We start from the raw sequence: 22,829 nt of genomic DNA, 5'->3' as shown, positions 1-22,829 counted from the left end.
AGGATAATTTACTGTCCTACGCTTTTGTTGTTATATCAGAGGGTGCTGCTGCACGTGTAGCTTTCGGTCTCACCAAGCTACGCGATCCCAAATATACACCGCCTACAATCATGCACAGTGCTAGTAGGTGTACGAGTTGAAGGCTTTCTCCCAGGAAGATCGAAGCAAATACCAAACTGGCCATTGGCATTCCATTTAAGAAAACAGCTGTTCGACTCGCTCCGAGCTGTCGTATCCCATAATTCCACCCGATTGAGCCGAGCGCAGTTGACAGCGCACCTGATGCAAAAATCACAAGCCACTGGAAGGATGAAACGTCCAAAGAAAGATAGTAGGAAGCTGGTTGAACAGTCAATGCGACTCCCCACAAGAAGATGACCCCAAACGTTTGCGATAAAGCCGTAATTAAGAGTACTGGTACACCTCTTACGACCAACTTTCGAATGAGTAAACCACCCGTTACATACATGAGCATGGAGAAAAACATAATGGCATCTCCCCAGCCATTCATATGAAGGCCACCGTGCTGAGAGATGACGACAATCAACACTCCTGCAAACCCCATTCCAATGCCAAGCCCTTTTTTCAAAGACATGCCTTCCCCTAAGAATAGCATCGCCAAGAGAGCAGTTGCCAATGGATTTAATCCAAGTATAAGAGATGCATTTCCTGCCGTCGTATATTGAACACCTGCTGCAAGGGTTATTTGATGAAGGGCGATAGAACTAGCTCCGACTCCAGCTAACAAGAACCAATCCGTTTTGCTAAATCGCAAACTCTTTCTGTATATGAAGATGAGTGGTGATAAACAGATTCCACCAACAGTCATGCGTATAGCCGCGACATATAATGGAGGAAACGTTGTTAAATACTTGACCATGACGACATTCAAGCCCCACAGTGTGACAACACCCGCAAGCATAAGAAACAATAATCGCTCATTATTCTTCATCTCTACTATCCCCCATCCAATCCTGATGGTATTGTAGCATATTGCTACGAGAGGCAAATTGAATGATTTTGATGGGAGTTATTTAAAAGTTCGATAAATGCACATAAAAAAACCCGACAACCAAAGTTGTCGGGTTTTGTGTATCCGTATATCTTACGCGTCGATAGAAGCTACAACGCCAGCGCCTACTGTACGGCCACCTTCGCGGATCGCGAAGCGAGTACCTTGTTCCATCGCTACTGGAGCGATCAGTTCTACAGTGAACTCAGTGTTGTCGCCAGGCATGATCATTTCAACGCCTTCTGGCAGTTGGATGATACCTGTTACGTCAGTTGTACGGAAGTAGAATTGTGGACGGTAGTTAGCAAAGAAAGGAGTGTGACGTCCGCCTTCTTCTTTGGACAGAACGTAAACTTCTGCTTTGAACTTAGTGTAAGGCTTAACGGAACCTGGTTTCGCCAAGCATTGTCCACGCTCGATGTCGTTACGGTCTACACCGCGCAGCAGAGCACCGATGTTGTCACCAGCTTGAGCTTGATCCAGCAATTTGCGGAACATCTCAACACCAGTTACAGTTGTGTTTTTAGTTTCTTCAGCCAGACCAATGATTTCTACTTGGTCACCAACTTTAACGATACCGCGCTCTACACGACCAGTAGCAACAGTACCACGACCAGTGATCGTGAACACGTCCTCTACAGGCATCAGGAACGGCTTGTCAGTTGCACGCTCAGGAGTTGGGATGTAGCTGTCAACAGCTTCCATCAGTTCGCCAATTTTCTTAGCCCACTCACCAGTTGGGTTATCCAAAGCTTCTTTAGCAGAACCTTTGATTACTGGAGTGTCGTCACCTGGGAACTCATATTGAGACAACAGGTCACGGATTTCCATTTCAACCAGTTCCAACAACTCTTCATCGTCTACCATGTCGCATTTGTTCATGAATACTACGATGTAAGGTACGCCTACTTGTTTGGAGAGCAGGATGTGCTCACGAGTTTGTGGCATAGGGCCATCAGCTGCGGATACAACCAGGATCGCGCCGTCCATTTGAGCAGCACCAGTAATCATGTTTTTCACATAGTCCGCGTGACCAGGGCAGTCAACGTGAGCATAGTGACGGTTTTCAGTTTCGTACTCAACGTGAGCAGTGTTGATAGTGATACCGCGCTCTTTTTCTTCTGGAGCAGCGTCGATAGATGCATAGTTCATTGCTTGTGCTTGACCTGTTTGTGCCAAAACAGTTGTGATAGCAGCAGTCAGGGTAGTTTTACCATGGTCAACGTGACCGATAGTACCAATGTTAACGTGTGGTTTATTACGCTCAAATTTCGCTTTTGCCATGAGAGGAAAGCCTCCTTATAGATAAGGGTTTTATGGTTTGAAGAAAGGTTTACCTTACGAATGGTTGTCCCTTCCATATTGTAAACCTTTCTGATTGCAAGATAAAGCTGTAACCTGTAATTATTCGCCTTTAGATTTCTTGATGATCTCTTCAGCGATAAATTTAGGTACTTCTTCGTAGTGGTCGATCACCATGGAGTAAACGCCACGGCCTTGGGTACGGGAACGAAGAATTGTGGAGTAACCAAACATCTCGGACAGTGGTACCATTGCACGGATTACTTGTGCATTTGCACGAGCTTCCATACCTTCGATACGACCGCGGCGGGAGTTCAGGTCGCCCATAACGTCGCCCATGTACTCTTCTGGCATTGTAACTTCTACTTTCATGATTGGCTCGAGCAGTACAGCGCCACATTTTTTCGCAGCTTCCTTCAATGCGAGGGAACCTGCTACTTTAAATGCCATCTCGTTGGAGTCAACATCATGGTAGCTACCGTCTACGATAGTAGCTTTGATATCAACCAGCGGGAAGCCGGCGATAACACCATTTTTCATGGACTCTTCGATACCCGCTTGAACAGCAGGGATGTATTCGCGTGGTACTACACCACCAACGATTTTGTTTTCGAATTGGAAGCCTTGACCAGCTTCGAGTGGAGCGAATTCCACCCAAACGTGACCGTATTGACCACGACCACCGGACTGACGAACGAATTTACCTTCCACTTTTGCTGCGTTACGGAATGTTTCACGGTAAGCAACCTGTGGAGCACCTACGTTCGACTCGACTTTAAATTCGCGTTTCAGACGGTCTACGATAATCTCCAGGTGAAGCTCACCCATACCGGAGATGATTGTTTGACCAGTCTCTTCATCTGTGCGAGTTCTGAACGTTGGATCCTCTTCAGCAAGCTTGGACAGGCCGATACCCATCTTGTCTTGGTCTGCTTTGGATTTTGGTTCGATCGCAACAGAAATAACTGGCTCTGGGAAGTCCATAGACTCAAGGATTACTGGAGCCTTTTCATCACACAGAGTATCACCAGTTGTTGTATCTTTCAAACCTACAGCTGCAGCAATGTCACCGGAGTAAACCGTTGTGATCTCTTCACGGTGGTTTGCGTGCATTTGCAGGATACGGCCTACGCGCTCACGTTTACCCTTGGTAGAGTTGAGAACGTAAGAACCGGAATTCAGTACACCGGAGTATACGCGGAAGAAAGTCAAACGACCAACATACGGGTCAGTCATGATCTTGAACGCAAGAGCAGAGAACGGACCGTTGTCGTCAGCTGGACGATCAACTTCATCTTCAGTATCTGGCAATGTACCTTTAATTGCAGGGATATCTACCGGAGACGGCAGGTAAGCAACTACGTTGTCCAGCATAGGCTGAACACCTTTGTTCTTGTAAGAAGAACCGCACATTACCGGCGTCAGTTTGCACTCGATAGTACCCTTGCGCAGAGCAGCACGGATTTCGTCGTTGGTCAGCTCTTCGCCTTCCAAGTACTTCATCATGAGCTCTTCGTCTTGTTCTGCAGCTGCCTCAACCATCGCCATACGAAGTTCTTCGCAACGAGCGAGCAGGTCAGCAGGGATTTCAGCGGAGTCAGAAGTTTTACCCAAGTCATCAGTATATACGATTGCCTTCATTTCAATCAGGTCAACCATACCTTTGAATTGATCTTCTGCGCCGATTGGATATTGGATCGCTACTGGATTTGCACCCAGGCGAGATTTGATCTGACCCAAGCACATCTCAAAGTTAGCACCCATGATATCCATTTTGTTGATGTAGCACATGCGTGGTACGCCATAGCGGTCAGCTTGGCGCCATACGGTTTCGGTTTGCGGCTCAACGCCACCTTTTGCGTCAAAAACGGTTACAGCACCGTCAAGAACGCGGAGGGAGCGCTCAACTTCTACAGTGAAGTCTACGTGGCCTGGCGTATCGATAATGTTGATTCGATGGCCATTCCATTGAGCAGTAGTAGCAGCCGAAGTGATCGTGATACCACGCTCTTGCTCTTGTTCCATCCAGTCCATGGTTGCTGCACCTTCGTGCACCTCACCAATTTTATGAACGCGACCAGTGTAGAACAGAATACGCTCAGTAGTCGTCGTCTTACCAGCATCGATGTGAGCCATGATACCGATATTACGCGTATTCGGCAAAGAGAACTCGCGAGCCATTAGGTATGCTCCTTCCATACTCGAGTTTGAGAATAAACGGGTATCCAATACGGACACCCGATTCAATTCCTACCAGCGATAGTGAGCAAACGCTTTGTTCGCTTCAGCCATCTTGTGCGTGTCTTCACGCTTTTTAACTGCTGCACCGGTGTTGTTAGCAGCGTCCATGATCTCGTTAGCAAGACGTTGTTCCATGGTTTTCTCTCCACGGTTACGGGAGTAGTTAACCATCCAACGCAGGCCAAGAGTGGTACGGCGCTCCGGTTTTACTTCGATTGGTACTTGGTAGTTAGCACCACCTACACGGCGAGCTTTAACTTCCAGTACTGGCATTACGTTTTTCAGTGCTTCTTCAAACACTTCCATCGGGTTGCGACCTGTGCGCTCCTGGATGATGTCAAATGCGTTGTAGAGAATGTTCTGAGCTACACCACGCTTACCATCCAACATCAGGCGGTTAATCAAGCGAGTAACCAACTTGCTGTTGTGAATAGGATCAGGCAGCACGTCACGACGGGTTACAGGACCTTTACGAGGCATCGTATTCCCTCCTTCTTTTCGTTATCAATTCACGCCACTTCACAGGCGTTTTTTTATTACTTCTTCGCTGCTGCTTGACCTGGCTTCGGACGCTTAGTACCGTATTTAGAACGACCTTGTTTACGGTTGTTCACACCAGCAGTGTCAAGAGCACCACGAACGATATGGTAGCGTACCCCTGGCAAGTCTTTTACACGACCGCCGCGCACCAGCACGACGCTATGCTCTTGCAGGTTGTGGCCAATACCACCGATGTAAGCTGTTACCTCGATTCCGTTAGTCAAACGCACACGAGCGTATTTACGCAACGCGGAGTTCGGTTTTTTCGGAGTCATGGTACCTACACGAGTGCAAACACCACGTTTTTGAGGAGAGCTTTGGTTAGTTTGGCTTTTCTTGAAGCTGTTGTACCCCTTTTGAAGAGCTGGGGACTTCGACTTCACAACCTTATCCTCGCGACCTTTACGCACCAATTGGTTAATTGTAGGCATGATGTTACCTCCCTTCTTAATACCCAATCTTCAAGACCACAGATCCAGGTGAGTCATTTTTAGGTCAAATAGAAAGTCCTTGTCCATCATTACGCAACGTGTAAGGCACGGACAAAAACATCGTTAACCACTTTTTTTAATCGCAGCAGTAGCCGCTCCCACTTCAATTCCGCACGCTTTGCCTAAGCGATACATGGAATCTACATGGATGACTGGAACACCCTTCTCTTTGCAAAGGAGCTCGACTTTTTGGGTCAAACGCTTATCTGCATCAACAGCGATATACACTGCTTCTACCTGTTGGCTTTCAACAGCTTTGATCGTCTGCTTAATGCCGATTGTCAAGTCCTTGGCCCGCTCGACTTTTTCATAAGACATGATTCTCATATCCTCCAAAGTACAGATGTCAGGCACACTTGAATATAATATCAGGTGCGCTAGTTATTGTCAACGCCCTTTTGATATTTTTTATTTAGGAAAGCGCCCACCAATCGGTGATGGGCGCTTTCCCGCCATTACTCTACAGAAACTGCTTCTTGCTCAGCTTTCGCTGCTTCCAGCTCTGCTTCGTAATCTACTTGACTAGCAACTTTTACATTGCGGTAACGTGACATACCGGTACCTGCTGGAACCAGCTTCCCGATAATAACGTTCTCTTTCAAACCTAGCAAGCGATCGACTTTTCCTTTGATAGCTGCATCGGTAAGAACGCGAGTCGTTTCCTGGAAGGATGCTGCCGACAGGAAGGAGTCGGTTTCGAGGGATGCTTTGGTGATCCCCAAAAGAACCGGACGGCCCACTGCTGGATTTCTGCCTTCCATGAGAACTTTTGCGTTCGCTTGCTCAAATTCAGGAACCTCAACATAGGAACCTGGCAAGAGGTCTGTATCTCCGCTGTCGATAACGCGCAGTTTGCGCAGCATCTGACGAATCATAACCTCTACGTGCTTGTCGTTAATTTCTACCCCTTGCATACGGTAAACTTTTTGTACCTCTTGCAAGATGTAGTTTGAAACGCCGCGCATACCGCGAACTTTGAGCATTTCTTTCGGGTCTACGGAACCCTCTGTGAGCTCGTCACCAGCATTCAGCTTGACACCAACAGAAACCTTGATGCGCGAGCCATACGGTGCCGCATACACTTTGTTCTCCGCTTCTCCACGCACTTCGATCTCGCGACGATCTTTCCCTTCGCGAATATCAACAACTTCACCATCGATTTCGGAGATGACTGCTTGCCCTTTCGGATTGCGCGCCTCAAACAACTCTTGAATACGCGGCAAACCTTGGGTAATATCGTCTCCCGCAACCCCACCGGTATGGAAGGTACGCATGGTCAGCTGGGTACCCGGCTCACCAATGGATTGTGCAGCGATAATACCGACTGCTTCTCCCACTTCCACCTCGGCTCCTGTAGCCAGGTTGCGTCCGTAGCACAGTTTGCAGACACCGTGACTGGTGCGGCAAGCAAGTACGTTACGGATGTAAACGTCAGTGATTCCAACTTTTTCGATATACTCGGCAACCTCTTCAGAGATCTCCTCATTGCGGTGCACGATGATTTCTTTTGTCTCAGGGTGGCGTAAAGTCTCGAAGCAAGTACGTCCTGTCAGACGGTCAGATAGCTTCTCGATCTCTTCTTTACCATCCTTGATCGCTGTTACACGGATACCTTTATCTGTTCCACAATCGGTTTCGCGTACAATCACGTCTTGAGCAACGTCCACCAGACGACGAGTCAGGTAACCCGAGTCCGCTGTACGCAAGGCCGTATCGGCGAGACCTTTACGCGCACCGTGCGTAGAGATAAAGTACTCCAATACCGTCAGACCTTCACGGAAGTTGGATTTAATCGGCAACTCGATGATTCGACCGGATGGGTTCGCCATCAGACCGCGCATACCAGCCAGCTGAGTGATCTGGGATACGTTACCACGGGCACCGGAGTTCGCCATCATGAAGATCGCGTTAAACTTATCCATGGACTTCATCAAAACTTCTGTTACCTCATCCTTCGCTTTGGACCAGATGGAAATAACGCGGTCATAGCGCTCGTCCTCGGTGATCAAACCGCGACGGAATTGCGTCATAACAGTTGCTACCTTCTCATCTGCAGCGTCAAGGATGTCTTTTTTCTTTCCTGGTACCGCGATGTCCGCTACGGCAATCGTGATACCTGCTTTCGTCGAGTACGTGAAGCCCAGTTCCTTGATTCTGTCGAGAATCATGGACGTTTTCATCGTACCGAAGCGGCGGAAGCACTCGGAAATAATGGTACCTAGGAAGCCTTTTTTTACAGCCCCTGGATCAGGGAGGTTCTTAATGAACTCAGAAACATTCGTACCTTTATCAAAAATAAAGCACTCATCTGGAACCATCGTTTGCAGGTTAGCTCGAGTTGGCGCATTAATGAACGGCAAATCAGCAGGGAAAATCTCGTTGAAAATCACTTTCCCAACTGTCGTTACGATCAGTGCGTTCTCTTGACGCTCAGTAAAGCTGATTTTGTTCAGGCGTTTCGCTGGCAGAACGATACGCGTATGCAAGCTGATAAAGCCTTGCTGATAAGCGGCAATCGCATCGTGAGGATCGCGATAAATCGTACCCTCGCCTTTGTCGCCTTCGCGCTCTAGCGTCAGGTAGTAAGAACCAAGCACCATATCCTGGGATGGTGTTACTACCGGTTTACCGTCTTTCGGGTTCAAGATGTTCTGCGCTGCCAGCATGAGGATACGGGCTTCTGCCTGTGCCTCAGCAGACAACGGAACGTGAACCGCCATTTGGTCACCGTCAAAGTCCGCGTTGTACGCTGTACAAACGAGTGGATGCAGACGGATCGCACGGCCTTCAACCAGAACTGGTTCGAATGCCTGGATACCCAGACGGTGCAAGGTGGGGGCACGGTTCAACAGTACCGGGTGCTCACGAATAACGTCCTCGAGAACGTCCCATACCTCTGGCTGAACGCGCTCAACCTTGCGCTTTGCGCTCTTGATGTTGTGAGCGAGGCCTTTGGAAACCAGCTCTTTCATCACGAACGGCTTGAAGAGCTCCAGTGCCATTTCTTTAGGCAAACCGCACTGATACATCTTCAGGTTAGGTCCTACAACGATAACGGAACGACCGGAGTAGTCAACACGCTTACCGAGCAGGTTTTGACGGAAACGACCTTGTTTACCTTTCAGCATGTGGCTGAGAGATTTCAAAGGACGGTTACCTGGTCCTGTTACCGGACGTCCACGACGACCGTTGTCGATGAGCGCGTCTACTGCTTCCTGCAGCATGCGTTTCTCGTTTTGTACGATAATGTCAGGCGCACCCAGTTCGAGCAGGCGCTTCAGACGGTTATTACGGTTGATTACACGGCGGTACAGGTCATTCAGGTCGGAAGTGGCAAAACGTCCACCATCCAACTGAACCATTGGACGAAGCTCTGGCGGGATAACCGGTAATACGTCGAGAACCATCCAATCCGGGTGGTTACCGGAGTTGCGGAATGCCTCGAGCACTTCCAGACGCTTGATCGCACGGTTGCGACGCTGGCCTTGTGCCGTTTTCAAATCTTCTTTTAACGTTTCCACATCTTTATCCAAATCGATTTCTGCAAGCAGGCGTTTGATCGCTTCTGCTCCCATCATCGCTTGGAAGGAGTGACCGTATTTCTCACGATAATTGCGATACTCTTTTTCGGAGAGCAATTGCTTTTTATCGAGAGGAGTGTCACCTGGATCGGTAACTACGTAAGAAGCAAAGTAGATTACTTCCTCCAGGGAACGAGGGGACATGTCGAGCACCAAGCCCATACGGCTTGGAATCCCTTTGAAGTACCAGATGTGAGAAACTGGGGCAGCCAGTTCAATGTGCCCCATACGCTCACGCCGTACTTTGGCGCGGGTTACTTCCACGCCACAACGGTCGCACACTACACCTTTATAACGAACACGCTTGTATTTACCGCAATGGCATTCCCAGTCCTTGGTTGGTCCAAAGATGCGTTCACAGAACAAGCCGTCTTTTTCCGGTTTCAGTGTGCGGTAGTTGATCGTCTCTGGCTTCTTCACTTCCCCGAAAGACCACGAACGGATCTTATCGGGGGAAGCCAAGCCGATCTTCATATATTCGAAGTTGTTCACGTCAATCACAGGGCGTTACCTCCCTTGGTACCGGAATCTTACTCTTCGTTCAAGCTTCCGCCTTCGAGAACGAGGTTCAGTTTTTCACCGTTGCCTTCATCCTCGTCTTCCATTTCACGCATTTCAATCTCCTGCTCGTCACCGGACAGAATTTTCACGTCCATACCCAAGCTCTGCAGTTCCTTGATCAATACCTTGAAGGACTCCGGAACACCTGGTTCTGGAACGTTTTCGCCCTTAACGATCGCTTCGTACGTTTTCACGCGACCCACGACGTCATCCGACTTGACAGTAAGAATTTCTTGCAAGGTGTAGGCAGCACCGTATGCCTCCAATGCCCAAACCTCCATCTCCCCGAAACGCTGTCCACCGAATTGAGCTTTACCACCCAATGGCTGCTGCGTAACAAGAGAGTAAGGACCAGTAGAACGAGCATGGATTTTATCGTCAACCAAGTGAGCCAGTTTCAGCATGTATACACAACCAACTGTTACACGGCGATCAAACGGTTCACCAGTACGACCATCAAACAAGATCGTTTTTCCGTCACGATCCAGACCTGCTTCTTCCAACGTTTCGAATACTTCTGCCTGACGTGCACCGTCGAATACCGGCGTTGCTACGTGGATACCCAGAAGTTTCGCTGCCATACCCAAGTGAGTCTCCAATACCTGACCGATGTTCATACGCGAAGGTACGCCCAACGGGTTAAGTACGATCTCTACTGGAGAACCATCTGGCAGGAACGGCATATCTTCTTCCGCCATGATGCGGGCGATAACCCCTTTGTTACCATGTCGACCGGCCATTTTGTCACCCACGGAGATTTTCCGTTTTTGGGCGATGTAAACGCGAACGAGTTGGTTTACGCCTGGTGGCAATTCGTCGCCATTCTCACGCGTAAATACTTTTACGTCTACGATGATACCGGAACCACCATGCGGTACGCGCAGGGATGTATCACGAACTTCACGAGCTTTTTCACCGAAGATGGCATGCAGGAGGCGTTCTTCTGCTGTCAGCTCAGTAACCCCTTTAGGTGTAACCTTACCAACGAGAATGTCGCCGTCCTGAATCTCCGCACCAACACGGATGATACCGCGTTCGTCCAGGTTTTTCAGAGCATCTTCCCCGACGTTTGGAATATCGCGAGTGATTTCCTCTGGACCCAGCTTGGTGTCGCGAGCTTCGGACTCGTATTCTTCAATATGAATAGACGTATACACGTCATCTTTTACAAGTTTTTCACTTAGAAGAATCGCGTCTTCGTAGTTGTATCCTTCCCACGTCATAAACGCAACGATTACGTTACGACCGAGAGCCAATTCACCTTTTTCAGTGGATGGGCCGTCCCCAACGATATCGCCTTTTTCAATCCAGTCTCCAGTGCTTACAATTGGACGCTGGTTGATGCAGGTACCTTGGTTGGAACGGATAAACTTGTGCATTTTGTATTTATCGAGATCGCCAGCAACTTTTCTGCCATCGATTTCTTGGTAACGACGAATCCAGATTTCGCGAGCCGTTACGCGCTCTACTTGACCTGGATGTTTGGCAACGATCGCCACCCCAGAGTCTTGCGCTGCTTTATGTTCCATACCCGTACCGACAAACGGTGCTTGTGGAATCAAAAGCGGAACGGCCTGCCGCTGCATGTTTGAACCCATCAGTGCGCGGTTGGCGTCATCGTTCTCGAGGAACGGAATCAGCGCGGTCGCAACAGATACAACCTGCTTCGGCGATACGTCCATGAAGTCTACCTTGTCGCGCGGTACGCTCAAGATCTCACCTTTACGACGGCAGATTACCATGTCGTTTACGAAACGGCCATCTTCATCAAGTGGCTGATTCGCCTGTGCCACGTTGAACACGTCTTCCTCATCAGCAGTCAAGTAGCTGATATCAGTCAACACGAAGCCTGTTTCTGGATCTACTTTACGACGCGGCGTTTCGATGAATCCGTAATCGTTAATGCGTGCAAAGGACGACAAAGAGTTGATCAAACCAATGTTTGGTCCCTCTGGCGTCTCAATTGGACACATACGACCGTAGTGGGAATGGTGAACGTCGCGCACTTCGAAGCCCGCGCGCTCACGCGTCAAACCACCAGGTCCGAGTGCGGACAAACGGCGTTTGTGCGTCAGCTCAGCCAATGGATTCGTTTGATCCATGAACTGGGACAACTGCGAGCTACCAAAGAACTCCTTCAGCGAGGCAATCACTGGACGGATGTTAATGAGAGCTTGCGGTGTAATTTGGTTTTGATCCTGGATGGACATGCGCTCACGAACCACACGCTCCATACGGGACAGACCAATACGGAACTGGTTCTGCAACAGTTCACCTACGGAACGCAGACGACGGTTACCCAAGTGGTCGATATCATCTGTGGAGCCTACACTGTGCAGCAGGTTCATGAAATAGTTGATCGCCGATACGATGTCCGCCGGCGTAATATGTTTGAAGGACTTATCTACATTTCCGTTTCCGATTACTTTGATGATCTTGCCATCTTCGATCGGAGAAAAAATATTGATAGATTGTAGATGGATTGCTTCATCTTCCAGAACGCCGCCATGCGTGCGAACGTCGATAAATCCGATGCTGCCTTCCAGAGCTGGCACAATACGTTCCAACACACGACGGTCAATCATTTGACCTGCTTCGGCAAAAATTTCACCTGTTGTCGTATCGATCAACGTTTCAGCCAGACGTTGGTTGTACAGACGGTTTTTCAAATGAAGCTTTTTGTTCATTTTATAGCGACCAACAGAAGCCAAATCATAGCGCTTAGGGTCGAAGAAACGAGAGATCAAGAGGCTCTTCGCGTTTTCGACTGTTGGTGGCTCACCCGGACGAAGACGCTCGTAGATTTCAATGAGCGCTTTTTCCGTAGAATCGGTATTGTCTTTTTCCAGCGTGTTCTTGATGTATTCATCTTCACCCAGCAAGTTGAGAATCTCGATGTCGGAACCAAAGCCCAACGCACGCAAAAGAACCGTTACCGGGATTTTTCGCGTACGGTCGATGCGGACATAAATAACGTCCTTCGCATCGGTCTCCAGCTCCAGCCAAGCACCCCGGTTCGGGATTACTGTAGCTGTAAACGTCTGCTTGCCGTTTTTGTCCACTTTGGTGTTGTAATATACACTGGGGGAACGAACAAGCTGGCTGACAATTACGCGCTCAGCACCATTAATAATGAAGGTTCCCGTTTCGGTCATGAGCGGGAAATCCCCCATGAATACTTCTTGTTCCTTCACTTCACCCGTCTCTTTGTTCAACAAACGTACCTTCACACGCAGAGGCGCCGCATAGGTGACGTCACGTTCTTTCGACTCGTCAACATCGTACTTCGGCTCTCCCAAGCTGTAGTCGATAAACTCCAGCACGAGATTACCTGTGAAGTCCTGGATTGGCGAAATGTCTTGGAACATCTCACGGAGCCCCTCATCAAGGAACCATTGGTAGGACTTTTGTTGAATCTCGATGAGATTTGGAAGGCCCAGCACTTCGTTAATACGTGAATACGTACGACGCTGGCGGTGTCGGCCACTTTGAATCACTTTACCTGCCAACTTATTCACCCCTCAGGTTGTGTTTTCACACATAGAAACTCGGCATTCGGCAACTTCTTTCAGTCGCATTCGAATGCCTAAAAATAAAAATGGGTTAAAGCAGCTTCAACCATTTTTAACCCAGAGAAACTCTATTTTAAAAGAATTCCCATGTTTTCACCCAAACATTCCTATCTCAGGAAAAAAGTAGAAACGCTTGATGGACAGGGAATTGCTGAAAAATAGACATTTATCCCATATTGACATTTTATAATACTATCACATTCAATTATTCACGTCAAGAAAAGTTTTCTAATGATTTCTTCTTGCTTATTTGATAGCCCTGAATATGTGATAGCCTTTTTCCCGATCTACCTCTATTACTTCGCGGTACACTTCCTGCAGCTTCTTTAATGCAGATGGGGCGCCTTGCTTCTTCTGAATGACAACCCACATTTCTCCGCCTTCTACCAACAGGTCGTATCCCTCAACAAAAATGCGATGAACGATTTCCTTACCCGCACGAATCGGCGGATTGGTCAGAATGACATCAAACTGCTCGCCTTGCACGCCGCTGTAGACATCACTCACTCGAACCTCAACATTTTTTATTCCATTTGCTTCTGCATTACGACGAGCCAGGTTAACCGCACGCTCGTTCACGTCGATCATCGTCACCCGACCATGATCAGCAAGCTTGGCAGCCGTCAATCCCATCGGACCATACCCGCATCCCACATCGAGTACACGTGCATGACTGTTAATTTCCATGTTCTCGATGAGCAATACACTTCCAAAGTCAATCCGGTCTCGGGAAAAAACGCCAGCATCCGTTATGAAACGAAATTCATTACCACGGAGTTTGAACGTAAATTGCTGTTCATCATGTGCAGCGCCCGGTTGATTGGTATAGTAATGGTCTGCCACGTGTGATTCACCCTTCCTCATCGTTTACGAAAACCTCTAACATCAAAAGCTTACAGAAAATCCCCCTGCCGCAGGCAAGGGGATATCCTAAAGGAAGCTAACTTACTTTACTTCTACTTGTGCGCCAGCTTCTTCGAGTTTTGCTTTGAGGGCTTCTGCTTCGTCTTTGGAAACGCCCTCTTTGAGTGTTTTTGGAGCGTTGTCTACCAGGTCTTTTGCTTCTTTCAGACCCAAGCCAGTCAGCTCGCGAACAACTTTGATTACGTTGATTTTGGAAGCGCCGCCGCTTACCAGGTTAACAGTGAACTCAGTTTGCTCAGCAGCAGCTTCTGCTCCGCCACCAGCAACTACAGCTACAGGAGCAGCAGCAGTTACACCGAATTCTTCTTCAATTGCTTTTACCAGATCGTTCAGTTCGAGAACGGACATGCCTTTAATGGCTTCCAAGATTTGGTCTTTAGACATTTGTAAATCCTCCATTCAAGGAATAGTATTTGTAAAACATTAACCGATCAGACGATTACGCGCCTTGACCTTCTTTTTGTTCTGCCACTGCTTTGACTGCCAGTGCAACGTTGCGCATTGGAGCTTGCAGGACGGAAAGAAGCATGGACAAGAGACCTTCGCGGTTCGGCAGGGAAGCCAGAGCTTTAATTTGCTCAGCATCAACTACTTTACCCTCGATAACGCCACCCTTGATTTCCAGCTTGTCGTTTTTCTTAGCGAATTCAGCGATAACTTTAGCTGGAGCGATGATATCGTCTTTGGAGAACGCCAGAGCGTTTGGTCCAGTCAGATATTGATCCAGTTCAGTCAGGCTTTCCTTCTCAGTAGCCAAACGAGTCAGGGAGTTTTTCAACACCTGGAACTCAACACCAGCTTCACGCAATTGCTTACGGAGCTCAGTTACTTGTGCTACTGTCAGACCGCGGTAGTCAGCTACCACTGTAGTTTGGCTTTCGCGAAGCTTAGCTGCGATTTCGTTGATCGCTTGTACCTTTTCTTCACGAATAACGGTTGGACGAATTTCTGCCATTGATTACACCTCCCGTGCTCTAATCCTAGAAAATGAAGAATGCCCTCGCAGACTCACGAGGGCATAATGCTATATCGTCAAAGGAAAACAGCGTTTCCTCATTCGTACATTACACGCCTCGGAGGGGTATTAAGCGTTACTCTCACAAGCACCGCACCTTCTGTCTACGGCATATTCTTTTCATCAACAGGGACTATCTTAACAACTCCCGTAAAGGAAGTCAAGTGTCATTATTTTACAGCTACACGTACGCCAGGGCCCATAGTGGAGCTCAGGGTTACGTTTCTCATGTAAACACCTTTAGCAGCAGCTGGTTTCGCACGGTTCAGTGCTTCAGTCAGAGCAGCCAGGTTTTCTACCAGTTTGTCAGCATCGAAGGATGCTTTTCCGATAGGAGCGTGGATGTTACCCGCTTTGTCTACACGATACTCAATTTTACCTGCTTTGATTTCGTTAACCGCTTTGGTTACATCGAAAGTAACTGTACCGGTCTTAGGGTTTGGCATCAGGCCTTTTGGACCGAGTACACGACCCAATTTACCTACTTCACCCATCATATCAGGAGTAGCTACTACAACGTCAAAGTCGAACCAGCCACCTTGAATTTTTGCGATCATGTCTGCATCGCCTACGAAGTCTGCGCCAGCTGCTTCAGCATCTTTTGCTTTTTCGCCTTTTGCGAATACGAGAACACGTTGTACTTTACCAGTACCATGTGGCAATACAACTGCGCCACGAATTTGTTGGTCAGCACGCTTAGGATCTACGCCCAAACGGAAAGCTGCTTCAACAGTTTCGTCGAATTTAGCTGTAGCTGCTTTTTTAACCAGCTCAACGCCTTCAACTACTTCGTATACTTTGTTTTTATCAACGAGCTTTACAGCATCTTGATATTTCTTACCTTTTTTCGCCATGATTAAATCTCCCTTCAATGTGGTCGTAGCGGTTGATCCTCCCACAGACAGGGGGGCACAACGTCTGTGCCCCCTTGCACTCAAGACAATTAGTCTTCGATTACGATACCCATAGAACGAGCTGTACCTTCTACCATGCGCATAGCCGCTTCAACGGATGCAGCATTCAGGTCAGGACGCTTCAGTTCTGCGATTTCACGAACTTTATCACGCTTCAGCGTAGCAACCTTTGTTTTGTTTGGTACGCCAGAACCGGACTCAATACCAGCAGCTTTCTTCAACAGAACTGCAGCTGGAGGAGTTTTTGTGATAAAAGTGAAAGAACGGTCTTCAAACACGGTGATTTCCACCGGAATGATCATACCTACTTCGCTTTCAGTGCGAGCATTGAATTCTTTACAGAATCCCATGATGTTTACACCAGCTTGACCGAGAGCCGGACCTACTGGAGGTGCAGGATTCGCTTTACCTGCTGGGATTTGTAATTTAATTACGCGGATAACCTTCTTAGCCACGTAACACACCTCCTTACTTCACATGTGGTTATTACGGGGGAATGCCCCCTCCCACCGTTTTTTGAAAGTCTGTATGTAAAAGACTTTCGATCTATAGTGAGAGTGCAAGAAACCCCAAATTAGTTTTGTGGGATTGTTAAAACAAAATGAAATGTACCACATAGCGCGATACTTTTCAAGTTGAATCCTAATCCAATTGTTGAACTTGTGTAAAGTCTAGCTCTACCGGTGTTTCGCGACCGAAGATGTCCACCAACACGCGAACCTTCTGCCTGTCCGGGTAAATCTCGATAATCTCCCCGGTGCGATTGGAAAACGGACCATCTGTGACGCGCACCATATCGCGGAGAGCAAAATCGACTCTGATCTTGGGAATTTCGATCCCCATTTGCTTGAGAATCGTATCGGCCTCTTCAGGACGCAGCGCTGTCGGTTTAGAGCCAGCACCCGTGGATCCGACAAAGCCGGTAACCCCAGGGGTGTTGCGCACGACATACCAAGAGTCGTCCGTCATCACCATTTCAACAAGGACGTATCCAGGAAACACTTTTTTCGTGACGGTGCGCTTTTTACCATCCTTGGTTTCCACCTCTTCTTCAGTGGGAACAAGAACGCGAAAGATCTTGTCTTCCATGCCCATCGACTCGAGTCGCTTCTCCAGATTTGTTTTTACCTTGTTTTCGTAACCTGAGTACGTATGAAGTACATACCATGCTTTTTCCATATCCAACAGGACGATAACCGTCCGTCCCTCCTAAGACTTGCATAATTACGTTCCTAGAATCAAATCGATCAAGCGCGAGATACCCAAATCAACGACGAAGAAGAATATTGCCAGGAGCACAACCGTGACAAGGACAACGAGCGTATAGGTCGTCAATTCTTTACGGTTGGGCCAACGGACTTTCTTTAGCTCGGACATTACGTCACTAAAAAAACCACCGGTACGGCGAAAACTGGCTCCAATTCGTGATAAAAAACCCACTTTGCCACCCCCTGACTTCGTCGCATCAACCATTACTTCGTCTCGCGATGAAGGGTTTGCTTCTTGTCACGGGAGCAATACTTTTTCAGTTCAACACGTTCAGTAGTGGTGCGCTTGTTCTTTGTGGAGATATAGTTACGCTCGCCACACTCGGTGCACGCCAACGTGATGTTTACTCGCATTTATTGCCACCTCCATCTCATTTCAAACCTGCTATTAGTTAAAAGTACCCCGATGATAAATAGTACGGGAAAACCGCTACTTTTTCCAGACCATTTCATTCACCTAAGTAACCATAGAACAGAGAGATAAGAGTCTATGGCTACCTAAATAAATTTATCATACCGAAATACCCATGTCAAACAAAATGACTTGACAAGAGATAGTCCTTTTGCTTCCAAAATAAAAAGAGAGATTCTCTACAGATGAATCTCTCTTCCTTCCAAATAGCGCTCTAGCTTGCGCTTTACTCGCTGCAATGCATTATCAATAGACTTGACGTGACGCTTCAGCTCGACGGCAATCTGCTGATAGGATCGCCCATCCAAATAGAGCATGAGAACCTGACGCTCCAAGTCACTCAAAATTTCACTCATTTTGCCCTCGATATCATCGAACTCTTCCCGATTGATAAACAATTCCTCTGGATCGGTCACTTTTGTTCCCGAGATCACATCGAGGAGCGTGCGGTCAGAATCTTCATCATAGATAGGCTTGTCCAGTGAGACGTAAGAATTGAGCGGGATGTGCTTTTGGCGTGTCGCTGTCTTGATCGCGGTAATGATCTGACGGGTAATACATAGCTCTGCAAATGCCTTGAACGACGTGAGCTTGTCTCCTCGGAAGTCGCGAATAGACTTGTACAGTCCGATCATCCCTTCCTGCACGATGTCTTCGCGGTCAGCCCCAATAAGAAAATAGGATCTCGCTTTGGCACGAACGAAGTTCTTGTATTTGTTGATCAAATACTCCAAAGCTTCGGCGTCATTATCGCGAACCAGGTCGACTACTTCTTCGTCGGTCATTAGTTCATATTGGGCATGTTTTAACTCCTTGAGGTCAACACTCACAAATGATCCCTCCGCCAACCGGTTTCTCCAATAGATAGCGCTATTATACATGATGCCGTAAAAAAGCGTCAACCGAATCCAAGTTATTCCCTTCTCCATTTTTCGAATATTTTCGCTATTTCATCATTCAGCGTAATCCGCGTGGAGAAACGTTCTTCTTGCGTTTTTTCGACTTGTTTCTTGATTTCCTTGCCCGCATTTTCCATTTCGAGCAACAACTCCCGCGCTGATTTGCGCAAAGCCCCCTGCCCAAATATGACACGTTGAGAGGTATAGTCAGAAGTTGCTACATAAATTTGTCGATTTTTATTGTGAAATTGGGAGACTAATTGCTCAATTTTCTCGTCCGCCGTCTCCTTTTTTTTCGTAAAATAAACTTCAACCTGGAAGTCTTCCATTTGACGGCCAATACCAGGAACGTTGTACGCATCAAAGACAATGATGACCTTCACACCAGTGTAGCTCTGGTACTCAGCCATTTTTGCGATTAATTGATCACGCGCCTCGTCCATCCGCTCTTGATCCTTCAGCAGGCGCAGATCGGGCCAGGCGCCGATGATATTGTATCCATCTACGATCAACAGCTGCTTGGCTTTTCGTTTCGCCATGTCATTTCACCCGCGTCGGAATTGGACTCCTGGAGCGATAGACTTCATACATCAACAAGGCAGCTGCTACAGAAGCATTGAGAGATGTAACATTGCCCGCCATCGGAAGGCTGTATAGAAAATCACAGTTTTCCCGAACGAGACGACTCATGCCTTTTCCTTCGCTGCCAATGACAATTGCAAGCGGCATCGTATAATCACCCTGGCGGAAATCTTGCTTGGCACTCGCGTCTGTTCCCGCGATCCAAACACCGCGTTCTTTGAGTTCTTCCATGGTACGAACCAAGTTCGTCACTCGCGCTACCGGTACGTAGTTGATCGCCCCTGCCGAAGCTTTTGCCACTGTTGCTGTAAGACTGACTGAACGTCGTTTTGGAATGATGACACCATGAGCCCCGACTGCATCGGCTGTCCGCATGATGGAACCGAGGTTATGCGGATCTTCCAGCTCGTCCAGCAACAAAATGAACGGCACCTCGTTTTTCTCCTCTGCCCGCTTCAAAATATCGTCTACTTCTACGTAATCGTAAGCAGCAACAGAAGCCACTACACCCTGGTGGTTGTCCGTCGACACGAGCTGATCCAGCTTTTTGCGGTTCGCTGTCGTCACAATGACACCCTGTTCTTTTGCCAAGGCAAAGACAGGTCCCATCAGATTTTTATTTGTTCCCTCTGCAACCCAAATTTTATTGATCGTACGGCCTGATCGCAAAGCCTCGATGACGGGGTTTTTCCCCAGAATCCATTCTTCACTCATTTCATGATTCTCCTTCCACTATGGCAAAAGCCTGCTGCACAATTTCAGCGATCCGCTCTTCTTTTCCACTCAAGTACAGGTACCCGATCAATGCTTCAAAAGCCGTTGCATGACGGTAGTCGATAATATCCGCGTTTTTGGCACTGGAGCCGGATTTGGCATTCCGCCCCCGCTTCACTACATTCAATTCTTCCTCCGGCAATGCGGGCATTAACGTCAACAACACATTGGCCTGTGCTTTCGCTGAAACATAGCGGTTGGCCGCCTTGTGGAGCTGGTTTGGTTTAACCAGCCCCTTAGCGATCAAATGATACCTGACACAATGCGAATAGGTAGCATCCCCGAGGAAAGCAAGCACGAGTGGATTTGTCAGATTAGGATCTCGGGTCAGTTCTTCTTTTTGCATCTATTTTCTTCGGCCCCTTATTTTCGACGCCAGCGAACACCTTGTGGCGTGTCCTCCAGCACGATTCCTTTTGCAGCGAGCAGATCGCGGATTTCATCAGAACGCGCAAAGTTTCTTGCTTTGCGAGCTTCTGTGCGCTCTTCAATCAACGCATCAATCTCACTATCCAACAGCTCTTGCTCTTCTGCAATGTCAAGACCAAGAACCTCCGTCAACTCCACCAACAAATCCATGTATGCACGAACTTCGGTTTCGCCTACATTTTGATGACGCAAATAAAGGTTGGCTTCCTTCACCACATCAAAAATAACGGTAATAGCATTCGCTGTATTGATATCATCATCCATCTCAGCAATGAAGCGCTCGCGAAGCTCTCCAATGATTCGTGCCTGCTCCTGTGCCTGACCATTCGGCTCTTCTGCTCGGGCGGTATCCAGACGATGGGAAAGATTCGTATACGCCGTCGTGATTCTATCCAAACCATTGGCTGCTTGTTCGATCAACTCTTCGCTAAAATTAATCGGGTTGCGATAGTGTCCCTGAAGCATAAAGAAGCGAATTAATTGACCGCCGAATTTCTCCGAAAGATCACGTGCAAGTAAAAAATTCCCGAGGGATTTGGACATTTTTTCGTTATCGATATTGAGCATGCCGTTGTGTAGCCAGTAGCGAGCAAAAACTTTACCCGTAAAGCACTCCGACTGGGCAATTTCGTTCTCATGGTGTGGAAACACAAGGTCTGTTCCGCCCGCATGAATATCGATTTCCTCCCCTAAAAACTTCAGGGCCATTGCCGAGCACTCAATATGCCATCCCGGTCTTCCTTCGCCCCACGGACTATCCCAAGTTACTTCTCCAGTCTTGGCCGCTTTCCAAAGTACAAAGTCCAGGGGATGTTCCTTTTTCTCGTTGATTTCTACACGAGCACCTGCCTGCAAATCATCCAACGGTTGATGCGAAAGCTTTCCGTATTCCTGAAAACGTCCCGTGCGGAAATAGACGTCACCTTCACTCTCGTAGGCAAAGCCTTTTTCAATCAGCCCTTGCACGAATTCAATGATCTCCGGAATGGTCTGCATCACTCGCGGTTGAATATCTGGTGGCGATACGTTCAGTGATTTCAGATCAGCATTGTACGCATCTGTGTAACGATCCGCCACTTCTTTGACAGTGACACCTTCCTGGTTCGCCACACGAATCAGTTTGTCATCTACGTCCGTAATATTTTGCACGAATGTCACTTCGTAGCCACGATATTTCAAGTAACGGCGCAGTGTATCAAATACAATAGCCGGGCGCGCATTTCCAATGTGAATGTAATTGTACACGGTCGGACCGCACACGTACATTTTTACCTTTCCTGGCTCCAATGTGTGAAACGGTTCCTTTCGCCGCGTCATCGTGTTAGTCAACTGAATGCCCATCGTTCTTTTTATCCTCCCTCAAAAGCTCCAATTCTTTGCGTAATTGATCAATTTCCTTTTGCATCATGCGAATCGTATCCGCTACCGGGTCTGGCATGTTTACATGGTCCAGGTCATTTTTGACCCGCTTGCCATCCTGGATCACGATACGCCCCTTGATTCCTACTACGGTCGAGTTCGGCGGTACCTCCTGCAAAACAACGGCACCAGCCCCTATCTTTGAATTATCGCCAATTTTGAAGGAGCCCAACACCTTTGCTCCCGTTGCAATAATGACATCATTGCCGATCGTAGGGTGACGCTTTCCTTTTTCCTTACCTGTTCCCCCGAGTGTAACCCCTTGATAAATCGTTACATTGTCTCCGATTTCGCACGTCTCTCCGATCACAACACCCATGCCATGGTCAATAAACAGGCCGCGGCCAATTGTCGCGCCCGGGTGAATCTCAATTCCCGTGAAAAAGCGGGATAGTTGAGAGACAATTCGGGCGAGTGTACACAGCTCAGCTTTCCAGAGCCCGTGGGCAATCCGGTGCCCCCATATCGCGTGCAATCCGGAATAGGTCATGACGACTTCCAGCGTACTGCGCGCAGCCGGGTCTCGTTCAAAAACAGCATGAATGTCATCTCTCATCTGTGCTAACATTTTTGGGTGGCACCTCCTGCCTGATTTACCTGCCGAGTGTTCAACTTCCTCTAAAATAAAAAACGTCCCTATCCCTCCATTACGAAGGGACAGAGACGGGTTTACCGTGGTTCCACTCTGCTTAGATCGTCTTGGCTGCAAAGACATAACAAACAACCTCGAACGATCTCGCTCATATCCCGATAACGGCGGGAAGCCGATGGCGCCTACTGATATCTTTTCAAAAAGATAGGTTCAGCTCATTGCTCACAGGGGCATTTCCATACAGGACACATCAGATGGCTCTCACCTATCCATCCTCTCTGTAGATGTGCAGACTGTTGTA

Annotated in this window: 22 protein-coding genes and 2 other annotated features (1 of these 24 cut by a window edge); all 22 genes read right to left on the bottom strand. The window is 48.0% G+C overall.

Going from position 1 to position 22,829, the window contains the following annotated elements; all coding sequences use genetic code 11:
- Window positions 1–16: 16 nt before the first annotated feature.
- The 22 genes from ACUUHJ_RS01305 to cysE all read right to left on the bottom strand — a co-directional run bounded on the left by ACUUHJ_RS01305 (window position 17) and on the right by cysE (window position 22,504).
- Complete coding sequence (locus ACUUHJ_RS01305) at window positions 17–952, bottom strand: DMT family transporter (protein ID WP_472298093.1); 936 nt, start codon at window positions 950–952, stop codon at window positions 17–19.
- 153 nt (window positions 953–1,105) lie between these two features.
- The gene (tuf, locus tag ACUUHJ_RS01300) at window positions 1,106–2,296 is read right to left on the bottom strand and encodes an elongation factor Tu (RefSeq protein WP_012683980.1); all 1,191 of its coding nucleotides are present in this window, start codon (window positions 2,294–2,296) and stop codon (window positions 1,106–1,108) included.
- A 120-nt stretch (window positions 2,297–2,416) separates the two neighbouring features.
- Window positions 2,417–4,495: an elongation factor G gene (gene fusA, locus ACUUHJ_RS01295; RefSeq protein WP_016742848.1), complete on the bottom strand. Its 2,079-nt coding sequence runs from the start codon at window positions 4,493–4,495 to the stop codon at window positions 2,417–2,419.
- A gap of 69 nt (window positions 4,496–4,564) precedes the next feature.
- The gene (gene rpsG / locus ACUUHJ_RS01290) at window positions 4,565–5,035 is read right to left on the bottom strand and encodes a 30S ribosomal protein S7 (protein WP_007716226.1); all 471 of its coding nucleotides are present in this window, start codon (window positions 5,033–5,035) and stop codon (window positions 4,565–4,567) included.
- A 56-nt stretch (window positions 5,036–5,091) separates the two neighbouring features.
- On the bottom strand, window positions 5,092–5,526 hold the full coding sequence (rpsL, locus tag ACUUHJ_RS01285) for a 30S ribosomal protein S12 (protein ID WP_012683978.1): 435 nt from the start codon (window positions 5,524–5,526) through the stop codon (window positions 5,092–5,094).
- 123 nt (window positions 5,527–5,649) lie between these two features.
- Window positions 5,650–5,904 carry a 50S ribosomal protein L7ae-like protein gene (locus tag ACUUHJ_RS01280; RefSeq protein ID WP_012683977.1) on the bottom strand — a complete coding sequence of 85 codons (255 nt, stop codon included), beginning with the start codon at window positions 5,902–5,904 and terminating at the stop codon, window positions 5,650–5,652.
- 137 nt (window positions 5,905–6,041) lie between these two features.
- Window positions 6,042–9,668: a DNA-directed RNA polymerase subunit beta' gene (rpoC, locus tag ACUUHJ_RS01275; protein WP_016742849.1), complete on the bottom strand. Its 3,627-nt coding sequence runs from the start codon at window positions 9,666–9,668 to the stop codon at window positions 6,042–6,044.
- Window positions 9,669–9,697: 29 nt separating this feature from the next.
- Window positions 9,698–13,237 (bottom strand): DNA-directed RNA polymerase subunit beta, encoded by a 3,540-nt coding sequence (gene rpoB / locus ACUUHJ_RS01270; protein WP_172143225.1) that lies wholly within the window; start codon window positions 13,235–13,237, stop codon window positions 9,698–9,700.
- 309 nt (window positions 13,238–13,546) lie between these two features.
- Window positions 13,547–14,143: a class I SAM-dependent methyltransferase gene (locus tag ACUUHJ_RS01265; protein ID WP_173606576.1), complete on the bottom strand. Its 597-nt coding sequence runs from the start codon at window positions 14,141–14,143 to the stop codon at window positions 13,547–13,549.
- 102 nt (window positions 14,144–14,245) lie between these two features.
- Window positions 14,246–14,608, bottom strand: a complete 363-nt coding sequence (rplL, locus tag ACUUHJ_RS01260; protein WP_007716218.1) for a 50S ribosomal protein L7/L12 — start codon at window positions 14,606–14,608, stop codon at window positions 14,246–14,248.
- A 55-nt stretch (window positions 14,609–14,663) separates the two neighbouring features.
- On the bottom strand, window positions 14,664–15,179 hold the full coding sequence (gene rplJ / locus ACUUHJ_RS01255; RefSeq protein WP_012683973.1) for a 50S ribosomal protein L10: 516 nt from the start codon (window positions 15,177–15,179) through the stop codon (window positions 14,664–14,666).
- Between the two features lie 24 nt (window positions 15,180–15,203).
- Window positions 15,204–15,367: a sequence feature (ribosomal protein L10 leader region), on the bottom strand.
- Window positions 15,368–15,409: 42 nt separating this feature from the next.
- Entirely contained in the window at window positions 15,410–16,093 is a 684-nt protein-coding gene (rplA, locus tag ACUUHJ_RS01250) for a 50S ribosomal protein L1 (RefSeq protein WP_064202934.1), read from the bottom strand.
- 89 nt (window positions 16,094–16,182) lie between these two features.
- Entirely contained in the window at window positions 16,183–16,608 is a 426-nt protein-coding gene (gene rplK / locus ACUUHJ_RS01245; protein ID WP_005828886.1) for a 50S ribosomal protein L11, read from the bottom strand.
- 187 nt (window positions 16,609–16,795) lie between these two features.
- On the bottom strand, window positions 16,796–17,332 hold the full coding sequence (nusG, locus tag ACUUHJ_RS01240) for a transcription termination/antitermination protein NusG (RefSeq protein WP_012683971.1): 537 nt from the start codon (window positions 17,330–17,332) through the stop codon (window positions 16,796–16,798).
- A 45-nt stretch (window positions 17,333–17,377) separates the two neighbouring features.
- Window positions 17,378–17,626 (bottom strand): preprotein translocase subunit SecE, encoded by a 249-nt coding sequence (secE, locus tag ACUUHJ_RS01235; protein ID WP_012683970.1) that lies wholly within the window; start codon window positions 17,624–17,626, stop codon window positions 17,378–17,380.
- Window positions 17,626–17,775, bottom strand: a complete 150-nt coding sequence (gene rpmG, locus ACUUHJ_RS01230) for a 50S ribosomal protein L33 (RefSeq protein ID WP_003392018.1) — start codon at window positions 17,773–17,775, stop codon at window positions 17,626–17,628. Before rpmG ends, secE begins: the two co-directional genes overlap by 1 nt.
- 237 nt (window positions 17,776–18,012) lie before the next feature.
- Entirely contained in the window at window positions 18,013–18,663 is a 651-nt protein-coding gene (sigH, locus tag ACUUHJ_RS01225) for an RNA polymerase sporulation sigma factor SigH (RefSeq protein WP_005828894.1), read from the bottom strand.
- Window positions 18,664–18,746: 83 nt separating this feature from the next.
- Window positions 18,747–19,271 carry an NYN domain-containing protein gene (locus ACUUHJ_RS01220; protein ID WP_472298092.1) on the bottom strand — a complete coding sequence of 175 codons (525 nt, stop codon included), beginning with the start codon at window positions 19,269–19,271 and terminating at the stop codon, window positions 18,747–18,749.
- Window position 19,272: 1 nt separating this feature from the next.
- The gene (gene rlmB / locus ACUUHJ_RS01215; protein ID WP_289675577.1) at window positions 19,273–20,028 is read right to left on the bottom strand and encodes a 23S rRNA (guanosine(2251)-2'-O)-methyltransferase RlmB; all 756 of its coding nucleotides are present in this window, start codon (window positions 20,026–20,028) and stop codon (window positions 19,273–19,275) included.
- 1 nt (window position 20,029) lies between these two features.
- Window positions 20,030–20,434, bottom strand: a complete 405-nt coding sequence (locus tag ACUUHJ_RS01210) for a Mini-ribonuclease 3 (protein ID WP_289675576.1) — start codon at window positions 20,432–20,434, stop codon at window positions 20,030–20,032.
- Between the two features lie 17 nt (window positions 20,435–20,451).
- Window positions 20,452–21,858, bottom strand: a complete 1,407-nt coding sequence (cysS, locus tag ACUUHJ_RS01205) for a cysteine--tRNA ligase (RefSeq protein WP_289675574.1) — start codon at window positions 21,856–21,858, stop codon at window positions 20,452–20,454.
- Window positions 21,839–22,504, bottom strand: coding sequence for a serine O-acetyltransferase (cysE, locus tag ACUUHJ_RS01200; RefSeq protein WP_472298091.1), 666 nt, complete (start codon window positions 22,502–22,504; stop codon window positions 21,839–21,841). Before cysE ends, cysS begins: the two co-directional genes overlap by 20 nt.
- Window positions 22,505–22,592: 88 nt before the next feature.
- Window positions 22,593–22,829 (bottom strand) — a binding site (T-box leader) (it continues 23 nt past the right edge of the window).

This window comes from Brevibacillus schisleri (genome assembly GCF_055685845.1).
Note: the sequence above shows the minus strand (reverse complement) of the source record. Positions and strands in the feature narration are given on the sequence as shown.

Bases quoted from the DNA above. Each gene is read 5' to 3' on its own strand.
- ACUUHJ_RS01305 (WP_472298093.1), bottom strand. From the start codon at position 952: ATGAAGAATAATGAGCGATTATTGTTTCTTATGCTTGCGGGTGTTGTC.
- tuf (WP_012683980.1), bottom strand. From the start codon at position 2,296: ATGGCAAAAGCGAAATTTGAGCGTAATAAACCACACGTTAACATTGGT.
- fusA (WP_016742848.1), bottom strand. From the start codon at position 4,495: ATGGCTCGCGAGTTCTCTTTGCCGAATACGCGTAATATCGGTATCATG.
- rpsG (WP_007716226.1), bottom strand. From the start codon at position 5,035: ATGCCTCGTAAAGGTCCTGTAACCCGTCGTGACGTGCTGCCTGATCCT.
- rpsL (WP_012683978.1), bottom strand. From the start codon at position 5,526: ATGCCTACAATTAACCAATTGGTGCGTAAAGGTCGCGAGGATAAGGTT.
- ACUUHJ_RS01280 (WP_012683977.1), bottom strand. From the start codon at position 5,904: ATGTCTTATGAAAAAGTCGAGCGGGCCAAGGACTTGACAATCGGCATT.
- rplL (WP_007716218.1), bottom strand. From the start codon at position 14,608: ATGTCTAAAGACCAAATCTTGGAAGCCATTAAAGGCATGTCCGTTCTC.
- rplJ (WP_012683973.1), bottom strand. From the start codon at position 15,179: ATGGCAGAAATTCGTCCAACCGTTATTCGTGAAGAAAAGGTACAAGCG.
- rplA (WP_064202934.1), bottom strand. From the start codon at position 16,093: ATGGCGAAAAAAGGTAAGAAATATCAAGATGCTGTAAAGCTCGTTGAT.
- nusG (WP_012683971.1), bottom strand. From the start codon at position 17,332: ATGGAAAAAGCATGGTATGTACTTCATACGTACTCAGGTTACGAAAAC.
- secE (WP_012683970.1), bottom strand. From the start codon at position 17,626: ATGGTTGATGCGACGAAGTCAGGGGGTGGCAAAGTGGGTTTTTTATCA.
- rpmG (WP_003392018.1), bottom strand. From the start codon at position 17,775: ATGCGAGTAAACATCACGTTGGCGTGCACCGAGTGTGGCGAGCGTAAC.
- ACUUHJ_RS01220 (WP_472298092.1), bottom strand. From the start codon at position 19,271: ATGGCGAAACGAAAAGCCAAGCAGCTGTTGATCGTAGATGGATACAAT.
- rlmB (WP_289675577.1), bottom strand. From the start codon at position 20,028: ATGAGTGAAGAATGGATTCTGGGGAAAAACCCCGTCATCGAGGCTTTG.
- ACUUHJ_RS01210 (WP_289675576.1), bottom strand. From the start codon at position 20,434: ATGCAAAAAGAAGAACTGACCCGAGATCCTAATCTGACAAATCCACTC.
- cysS (WP_289675574.1), bottom strand. From the start codon at position 21,858: ATGGGCATTCAGTTGACTAACACGATGACGCGGCGAAAGGAACCGTTT.
- cysE (WP_472298091.1), bottom strand. From the start codon at position 22,504: ATGTTAGCACAGATGAGAGATGACATTCATGCTGTTTTTGAACGAGAC.